Genomic DNA, 7752 nt, shown 5'->3' with positions numbered 1-7752 from the left:
GCCGCTGCCCGAACCGCCGGCCGCTGTGCCCGATTACGACGACGGCCCAGAGTTCACGTCGCTCACCGACGCCACCGAGCGCAACGGCTCGCAGTCGACCGAGTCGTCGGTCAGCCTGTTGCCGCGCCGCCGACCCGGAAGCAGCGGCATCACCGGCGTCCCGGCTGCCCCACCCGAGCGGCCGGCGCATCGCGAGCCACCGCCCGTCCCGCACGAGGAGCCCGCCGAATCGGCTCCGGAACAGCCTGCGGCACAGCCGGTCTCGAACACCTCGTCGTTCTTCGGCTCGCGGGTGCGGTTCGACCGGGAGAACCGGCACCGTCCCAAAGACGAACCGGTCGCGCCCGAACCCGCGGCGCAGGTCGATCTGCCGGAGGTCGACGACGTCTGGACCGCCGGGGCCGCGGCTCCGGCGACCGAGGCGCCCGCGGACGATCTGATCTACCAGCGGATGCTCTCGGAATGGCTGGTCGACCCCCGCGACTTGGCGCACAGCCCTGATCTGGATTGGCAGTCGGTGTGGGACCGCGGCTGGTCAGCCGCAGAAGAAGTCGAGAGCGTGCCGGTGCAGGCCCACACCGAACAGGGTCTGCCGGTGCGCGAACCCGGCGCCCGGCTGGTGCCGGGCGGGGCAGACAGCGAGCAGAACGGAACTGCGCACCACCGCGCCAGCGAGGACAACGGGATAGCATCGAACGGCGGATCCCAGTCTGGGCGCACCCCCGCACACGAGGCGCCGGTGCGAGACCCCGACGCCGTCCGCGCCTCCATCAGCAGTCATTTCGGCGGCGTTCGCGCAGGACGATCGCACGCCCGCGAGACAGACCTAGGAACCGATCACGAATGACCTCTGCCTTTCCACCCGGAAGGCCCAGCCAACCGCCGCGCCCCGACAACAACTCGCTGGACTGGCTGGTGTCGAACTTCGCCCGCGAAGTCCCCGGGGTTACGCACGCCATCCTGGTATCCGTCGACGGGCTGCTGATGGCGGCCAGTGAGCGCTTGCCGAAGGAGCGGGCCGACCAGCTCGCCGCGGTGTCCTCTGGCCTGGCCAGCCTGGCCAACGGCGCGGCGCAACTGTTCGACGGCGGGCAGGTCTTGCAATCGGTGGTGGAGATGCAGAGCGGCTACCTGCTGCTGATGCAGGTCGGCGACGGCTCGCATCTGGCAACGCTGGCCGCGACGTCATGTGACATCGGCCAGATCGGCTACGAGATGGCCGTCCTCGTCGAACGGGTGGGCAACGTCGTGCAGTCGACCCGACGCGCGCCATCGCATTAGTGAGCCGTCATGGACAAGCGCAAGCCACCCGGATCCGAGCCGCCTGCGTCTGAGGCGAGCCTGGTCCGCCCGTACACCCTGACGGCCGGACGGACCAAGGCCAGCGTCGAGATTCCGTTGGAAGCGCCAGTCCAGACTTTGCAGTCGGCCATGTTTCACCGGTGGCCGCTCAACGACGTGCGGGGCAGGATTGTTCAACTGTGTGTCAAGAGTCCGTCGGTAGCTGAGATATCGGCTCGGCTAAATTTGCCGCTCGGTGTCACGCGTGTGCTGGTCGGCGATCTGGTGACTTCGGGTTACCTTCGAGTGAACCGGACACTGACCGAAGGCTCGACCCGCGATGAACGTCGCGAACTGATAGGAAGGACGCTCCGTGGCCTACGAGCGCTTTGATGCGGCCCCGCCGCAGCCGAAGTCGCGCGATACGGCGTCCACGAAGATCGTGATCGCCGGTGGATTCGGCGCCGGTAAAACGACGTTCGTCGGTGCGGTCTCGGAGATCATGCCGCTGCGGACCGAGGCCATGGTCACCGACGCGTCCGTCGGCGTCGACATGGTGGACGCCACCCCTAACAAGCAGACCACCACGGTCGCTATGGATTTCGGCCGGATCACGCTCGACGAAGATCTGGTGCTCTACCTATTCGGCACGCCAGGACAGCGTCGATTCTGGTTCATGTGGGACGACTTGGTGCGCGGCGCGATCGGTGCGGTCATCCTGGTGGACTGCCGGCGTCTGCAGGACTGTTTCGCCGCGGTCGACTTCTTCGAGCACCGCAAACTGCCGTTCCTCATCGCGGTGAACGAATTCGACGGCACGCCAAGGTTTCCCGCCGCCGAGGTGCGCAAAGCGCTTACGCTGCCCGCGCATGTCCCGGTTATCAACATCGATGCGAGGGATCGCAGATCGGCGACCGACGCGTTGATCGCGGTCAGCGAATACGCGCTGGCAAGCTTGACGCCGACCGCGTAGTGGATTGGCCGGATTGCGAATTCGTCGGCCTAACGCTTGAGCCGGATACTCCACCGAACGTAGCCCGCATAGAACAGTGACAGCGCGGCGAGCATGCCCATGTCCAACAGGAAGATGTGCTTGGAGTGCTGCCATATCGGGTCGTTGGTCGGAATCTGCTTGACCTTGACCAGGTTCGGGAAGTCGATCGACGAGGCGCCCGCGGCGTAACCCCAACGTCCCGGTGTCAGCCATGACAGCTGGTTGAGGCCGGCCCGGCCCGTCACCGGGATCATTCCGCCGGCAAGCACCAGCTGCGACATGATCGACACCACCAGCAGCGGCATGATCTGCTCGTTGGACTGCGCCAACGCTGACAGCATCAGGCCGAGAATGGCCGAGGCCACGCAGGTGCCGGCAACGGTGACGAACAGCGAGAACGTCGAGTTGTCGAAAAACGGCGGGTGCGCGGTGGGCGCGCCCTTGCCGAGTCTGACGATGATCGTCGCGATCGCCGCCTGCGCGGTCGCGAACGCGCAGAAGACGGCGACTTTGGCAAGTAGGTAGGCGGTGGTGGACAAGCCGACCGCCTGTTCTCGCTTGAAGATCGGTCGCTCGCCGATCAGGTCGCGAATGGTCAGCGCCGTACCCATGAACACGGCCCCGATATTGAGCAGCACCATGATGTACTGCGGCTGGGTGGGCGCCAGCCCGAGCGGATCGGCCGGCCCCAGACCAGGTTTCGGGCCTTTCACGGTCAGCGACAGTGCACCGATGAGGAATGGAAGCACCGCCAAGAACACCGAGTAGCCGCGGTCGGAGATGACCAGACGCACCTGACGGCGCGCGATCGTGGAGAGCTGGCGCAACAAGTCGCTGTGCACGGGTTCGCCCAAATCGGCGGCCGGGCTCTCCCGAGCTGGCGCCCTCGAGTCTCGTCTGCCGCCTCGCTCCAGGAAGCGGCGATTCGCCTCGTCGGGATCGGCGCCAACGTTGGCGAAAATGTCGGCCCAGTTCGTGGTTCCCAACACTTCGCCCACCTGGCTGGGTGGCCCGTTGAAGGCGGTCTTGCCGCCCGGAGCGACCAGCAGGATCTGGTCGCACACGTCCAGGTAGGACACCGAGTGCGTGACCACCAGCACCACGCGGCCCGCGTCGGCGAGCTGGCGCAGCATCAACATCACCTGGCGGTCCAGCGCGGGGTCGAGACCGGAGGTGGGCTCGTCGAGCAGCAGCAGCGACGGCTGGGTGAGCAGTTCCAGCGCGACCGACGCGCGCTTGCGCTGCCCGCCGGAGAGCTTGTCGACGCGGGTGTCGGCGTGCTTGGTCAGGTCCAGTTCTTCGAGCACCTGCGCAACGACCTGCGCGCGTTCCTGTTTGCCGGTGTCCGGTGGCAGTCGCAGCTCGGCGGCGTAACCCAGCGCCTGGTTGACCGTCAGCTGCCGGTGCACGACGTCGTCCTGCGGGACCATCCCGATTCTGCTGCGCATCGTCGCGTACTCGGCGTGGATGTTGTGGCCCTCGAATGTGACCGTCCCCGAGCTGGGGCGGGTGTATCCGGCGATCAGCCGCGACAGCGTGGTCTTGCCCGCCCCGGACCCCCCGATGATCGCGGTCAGCGTGCCCGGCCGCGCCGTGAGGGAGATTCCGTCCAGGAGTTCCTTGCCGTCGATCCGGAAGTGGACGCCGTTGACCTCCAAGCCGCCGGTGCGGGTCGCGGCTTCGGTGCGGCGGATCAGGTTGCCGTCGGTGAAGACCAGGTCGATGTTGCCGATCGTGATCACGTCGCCCTCGTTCAACACCGCCGAGCCGACGCGGACGCCGTTGACGAAGGTGCCGTTGACGCTGTGTGCATCCCGGATCTCGGTGCCGAGCGGCGAGTCGACCAAGAACGCGTGATGACGCGAAGCCAGCACATCCTGGATCACGATGTCGTTGTCGTTGGCGCGACCGATCGTCGCCGAACCCGGCGGCTTGTCCGGGGTGAGAGAGCCGGGCAGGATCGCCTGGATCATCTTGGTGGCCAGGTTGCCGACTTCCGGTGGCTTGCGGATCGCCGGCGGTGCCATTTGGGTCCTTGGCTGAAGGTTCACCGGCGGAGCCGAAGCCACCGGGGCGCCGGCCGGTTGCCGAACGGGTGCCGGCGCCTGGTGTTGCGGGCCTGGTGGGTAGGCCGGCGGGCGCTGGCCTGGGTAGCCCGGCGGAGGCGGGGCGCCGGGATACGGGCGCGACGGTCCCTGGCGCATCGGCCCCGGGGGCCTGGGCCCCGCGGCCGGGCGTGGCTGCTGTGGTGCGGGTCCCGACCGGGCGGGCGCCGGCGATTTGGCGATCGGCATCGAGGTCGTCTGCGGCGGCCGGCCGACGACACCGTCGTGGCGTCCGATCGCGAATGTCAGTTGCGGCCCGTCGGGATTGCCGATGTTGATGGCCTGGCCGTCGTGGATGTCGATCACCGGCACGCGGCGCCCGTTGAGGTAAGTGCCGTTCAGCGAGCCGTTGTCGATGGCCAGCCAGCGGCCCTGGTCGAATCGCAGCAGCAAGTGGGCCCGGGAGATCAGCGGATGTGTGATGCGCATGTCGGCGCGCAGATCACGGCCAACCACGATGTCGTGACCTGCGGCGAAGGTGCGTTCTGATCCGTCGTACCGGACTGTCAGCGCGGGCGGTGCGGCGTGACTCATCGCCCCAACTTTAGCTGCTTGGCTCACTGCACCGACTGTATCGGCTGCCGTTCGATCGGCCCCGAGCGACACGGCCGACGGGTAAGTAGGTTAGTGCGCCAACGCATCGGGAGCACCGGTCACCACGCATTGGGTACGGCTGTAGATACTGAGCACGCACTGGTTGTTGTGCGTGCACACCGACCTCACGCTGCGCTGGTCGCCGTCGGCCTTGATCCGGTTGATCAAGTCGGGCTCGGCCAGCAGGGCCCGGCCCATGGCGACGAACTGAAATCCTTCCGCCATCGCCAGGTCCATCGTTTCCCGGTTGGTGATGCCACCGAGCAGGATCAGCGGCATCGTCAGCTCGGCGCGGAACAGCTTGGCCTCGTCCAGTAGGTAGGCGTCACGGTAGGGGTACTCGCGGTAGAAATTCTTGCCACCGATCTCCAGCGTGGTCGGCGCGTCGCCGCGGAATGTGTACATCGGGTTGACGAACGAGCTGCCGGCCGTGAGTTCGATCGCATCCAACGCGCCGTCTTCCTCGAGCCATGTTGCGGTAGTCAGCGATTCTTCGACGTCGATGCCGCCGCGGACACCGTCGGCGATGTTCAGCTTGGCGGTGACCGCGATCTGCGCTCCCTCGTGGTCCACCGCCCGGCGGACGGCCATCACCAGCGCACGCGCGACCTTCGCGCGATTTTCCAGCGACCCGCCGAATTCGTCGTCGCGCGTGTTGATCCGCGGTGACAGGAACGCGCTCGCCAGGTAGTTATGCCCCAGATGGACCTCGACTGCGTCGAAGCCGGCCTCGATGGCGAGCCGGACGGCGTTGACGTGTTGGGCCGATACTTCGTCGAGGTCATCGCGGGTCGCTCCTTTGGTGAACTCGTTCGCGGCCGGATTGAAGAACCCCACCGGCGCCAAGGCTTGGGCGTTGTTGGCGCTGGCATTGGCCACCGGGCCGGCGTGCGCGATCTGCGCGCTTGCTGCGGCGCCCTCCGCGTGGATCGCGTCGGCCAGCCGCCGCAACCCCGGCACTGCTTCGGGGCGCATCCACATCTGGTTGCCGCTGGCGCGGCCGCCGGGAGAGACCGCGCAATAGGCGACGGTGGTCATGCCAACCCCGCCCGCGGCCGGCAGCCGGTGGAACTCGATCAGTTCGTCGCTTACCAGCGCATCGGGCGAGCGCGCCTCGAAGGTCGCTGCCTTGATGACCCGGTTGCGCAGCGTGATCGGTCCGAGCTTCGCCGGACTGAACACGTCAGGGGGACTGGGCAGGTCCGCTGGCATGGCAGGAGCGTACGCGGCGGGCGTGCCAGACTGTTAGACGTGGGTGCGATCACATTGGACGGCAAAATCACGCGCGACGAGATCTTCGTCGACCTGAAAGAGCGGGTGGCCGCGTTGACCGCTTCGGGGCGGACGCCCGGCCTGGGCACCGTCCTGGTCGGCGACGACCCGGGGTCGCAGGCCTACGTCCGCGGAAAGCACGCCGACTGCGCCAAGGTGGGCATCACCTCACTGCGCCGCGACCTGCCGGCCGACATCAGCCAGGCGAAGCTCAACGACACCATCGACGAACTCAACGCCAACCCCGAGTGCACCGGCTACATCGTCCAGTTGCCGCTGCCGAAGCAGCTCGACGAGAACGCGGCTTTGGAGCGCGTCGATCCGGCCAAGGACGCCGACGGGTTGCATCCGACGAATCTGGGTCGGCTGGTGCTGAATACGCCGGCGCCGCTGCCCTGCACTCCGCGCGGCATCGTGCACCTGTTGCGGCGCTTCGACGTAGAGATCGCCGGCGCGCACGTGGTCGTCATCGGCCGCGGCGTAACGGTTGGCCGTCCACTGGGCCTGTTGCTGACCCGCCGCTCGGAGAATGCGACGGTGACGTTGTGCCACACCGGAACTCGTGACCTTCCCGCGCTGACCAAGCAGGCGGACATCATCGTGGCCGGGGTCGGGGTGCCGCACATGCTGACGGCCGACATGGTGCGCCCGGGCGCGACCGTGATTGATGTGGGCGTCAGCCGGGTGGACGGCAAGCTGGCTGGCGACGTGCATCCCGATGTCTGGGAGGTAGCCGGCCACGTGTCGCCGAATCCAGGCGGCGTAGGCCCGTTGACTCGTGCGTTTCTGCTGACCAACGTTGTCGAGTTGGCCGAAGCGCAATGAGCGTGCGCAGCCTGCTCCGCCCGCAATGGCCGATCGTGTCGGTGGTGCTGATTTTCGTCGTGGCGTTCAGCCTGGCGGCGGCGAACTTCTGGCGCCGTGGCGCACTGCTGATCGGCATCGGGGTTGGGGTCGCCGCCGTGTTGCGGCTGGCGCTCACCGAAGACCGTGCCGGACTTCTGGTGGTGCGCAGCAAGGGAATTGACTTTGCGACCATGGCGACCGTCGCGGCGGCGATGGTCTATATCGCGTGGACCATAGACCCGCTGGGGACGCGTTAGACCCCCGGAATTCCCGTCACGCCGGAGAACTGTGGCAGACCAGAAGGGTTGCCGCCCAGCAGGTTTGCCATCTGCTCGGGGCAATATGTGCGGATCGCGATGGTGGTGAACATCCGGGCCGCTTGCGGCGACATGCCGCGGCGGGCGACACCCGATGCGGCGGCCGCGAAGCTACCGCCCGGCTGGGCGATCATTGGGCAGATGGACTCGCCGACGGCCATCGCATTGCCCGGTTCGCCGTACTCGATGCCGGCGTGGCTGAGTGCGTCGATGAAGTCGTCGTTGGGATCTGCCTCGCCCGGCGTCGAGAACGTGGTCGCTGCCGTGATCAGACACCCGAGACCGATCAGCGCCCGCACCGTCAACGGCTGATTGTTCAACTGCGACATCCAGTTGCGACGCA

At 67.2% G+C, this 7752-nt stretch carries 7 protein-coding genes and 2 pseudogenes; 6 read left to right on the top strand and 3 right to left on the bottom strand.

Going from position 1 to position 7752, the window contains the following annotated elements; all coding sequences use genetic code 11:
- From VGH54_RS12440 to VGH54_RS12425, 4 genes and pseudogenes are all read left to right on the top strand, one after another.
- A pseudogene (locus tag VGH54_RS12440) lies at nt 1-847 on the top strand (ATP-binding protein); the annotation flags it as partial.
- Nucleotides 844-1281, top strand: coding sequence for a roadblock/LC7 domain-containing protein (locus tag VGH54_RS12435; protein WP_331512301.1), 438 nt, complete (start codon nt 844-846; stop codon nt 1279-1281). The pseudogene VGH54_RS12440 and the gene VGH54_RS12435, both read left to right, overlap by 4 nt.
- 9 nt (nt 1282-1290) lie before the next feature.
- A complete protein-coding gene (locus VGH54_RS12430; protein WP_331512299.1) occupies nt 1291-1674 on the top strand; it encodes a DUF742 domain-containing protein in 384 nt (127 codons plus the stop codon).
- Nucleotides 1655-2254: an ATP/GTP-binding protein gene (locus VGH54_RS12425; protein ID WP_331512297.1), complete on the top strand. Its 600-nt coding sequence runs from the start codon at nt 1655-1657 to the stop codon at nt 2252-2254. The genes VGH54_RS12430 and VGH54_RS12425 overlap by 20 nt, the downstream gene beginning before the upstream one ends.
- 29 nt (nt 2255-2283) lie before the next feature.
- Here the strand turns inward: VGH54_RS12425 and VGH54_RS12420 are convergent, their stop codons facing one another.
- Together VGH54_RS12420 and VGH54_RS12415 are read right to left on the bottom strand one after the other, a co-directional pair.
- Complete coding sequence (locus tag VGH54_RS12420; RefSeq protein ID WP_331512302.1) at nt 2284-4914, bottom strand: ATP-binding cassette domain-containing protein; 2631 nt, start codon at nt 4912-4914, stop codon at nt 2284-2286.
- Nucleotides 4915-5004: 90 nt separating this feature from the next.
- The gene (locus VGH54_RS12415) at nt 5005-6186 is read right to left on the bottom strand and encodes an NADH:flavin oxidoreductase (RefSeq protein WP_331512296.1); all 1182 of its coding nucleotides are present in this window, start codon (nt 6184-6186) and stop codon (nt 5005-5007) included.
- A gap of 39 nt (nt 6187-6225) precedes the next feature.
- On the opposite strand from VGH54_RS12415, the gene VGH54_RS12410 reads away from it, so the two are divergent.
- Entirely contained in the window at nt 6226-7071 is an 846-nt protein-coding gene (locus VGH54_RS12410; RefSeq protein ID WP_331512295.1) for a bifunctional methylenetetrahydrofolate dehydrogenase/methenyltetrahydrofolate cyclohydrolase, read from the top strand.
- The gene (locus tag VGH54_RS12405) at nt 7068-7349 is read left to right on the top strand and encodes a DUF3017 domain-containing protein (protein WP_331512294.1); all 282 of its coding nucleotides are present in this window, start codon (nt 7068-7070) and stop codon (nt 7347-7349) included. Before VGH54_RS12410 ends, VGH54_RS12405 begins: the two co-directional genes overlap by 4 nt.
- 11 nt (nt 7350-7360) lie before the next feature.
- Here the strand turns inward: VGH54_RS12405 and VGH54_RS12400 are convergent.
- Nucleotides 7361-7738 (bottom strand): annotated as a pseudogene (locus VGH54_RS12400) (DUF732 domain-containing protein); the annotation flags it as partial.
- Nucleotides 7739-7752 lie beyond the last annotated feature (14 nt).

Source organism: Mycobacterium sp. (assembly GCF_036488105.1).
In the GTDB taxonomy this organism is placed as follows: Bacteria; Actinomycetota; Actinomycetes; order Mycobacteriales; family Mycobacteriaceae; genus Mycobacterium.
Note: the sequence above shows the minus strand (reverse complement) of the source record. Positions and strands in the feature narration are given on the sequence as shown.

What these genes read in the sequence shown, in the direction of transcription:
- VGH54_RS12435 (WP_331512301.1), top strand. Translation starts at nt 844, where the DNA reads ATGACCTCTGCCTTTCCACCCGGAAGGCCCAGCCAACCGCCGCGCCCC.
- VGH54_RS12430 (WP_331512299.1), top strand. Translation starts at nt 1,291, where the DNA reads ATGGACAAGCGCAAGCCACCCGGATCCGAGCCGCCTGCGTCTGAGGCG.
- VGH54_RS12420 (WP_331512302.1), bottom strand. Translation starts at nt 4,914, where the DNA reads ATGAGTCACGCCGCACCGCCCGCGCTGACAGTCCGGTACGACGGATCA.
- VGH54_RS12415 (WP_331512296.1), bottom strand. Translation starts at nt 6,186, where the DNA reads ATGCCAGCGGACCTGCCCAGTCCCCCTGACGTGTTCAGTCCGGCGAAG.
- VGH54_RS12405 (WP_331512294.1), top strand. Translation starts at nt 7,068, where the DNA reads ATGAGCGTGCGCAGCCTGCTCCGCCCGCAATGGCCGATCGTGTCGGTG.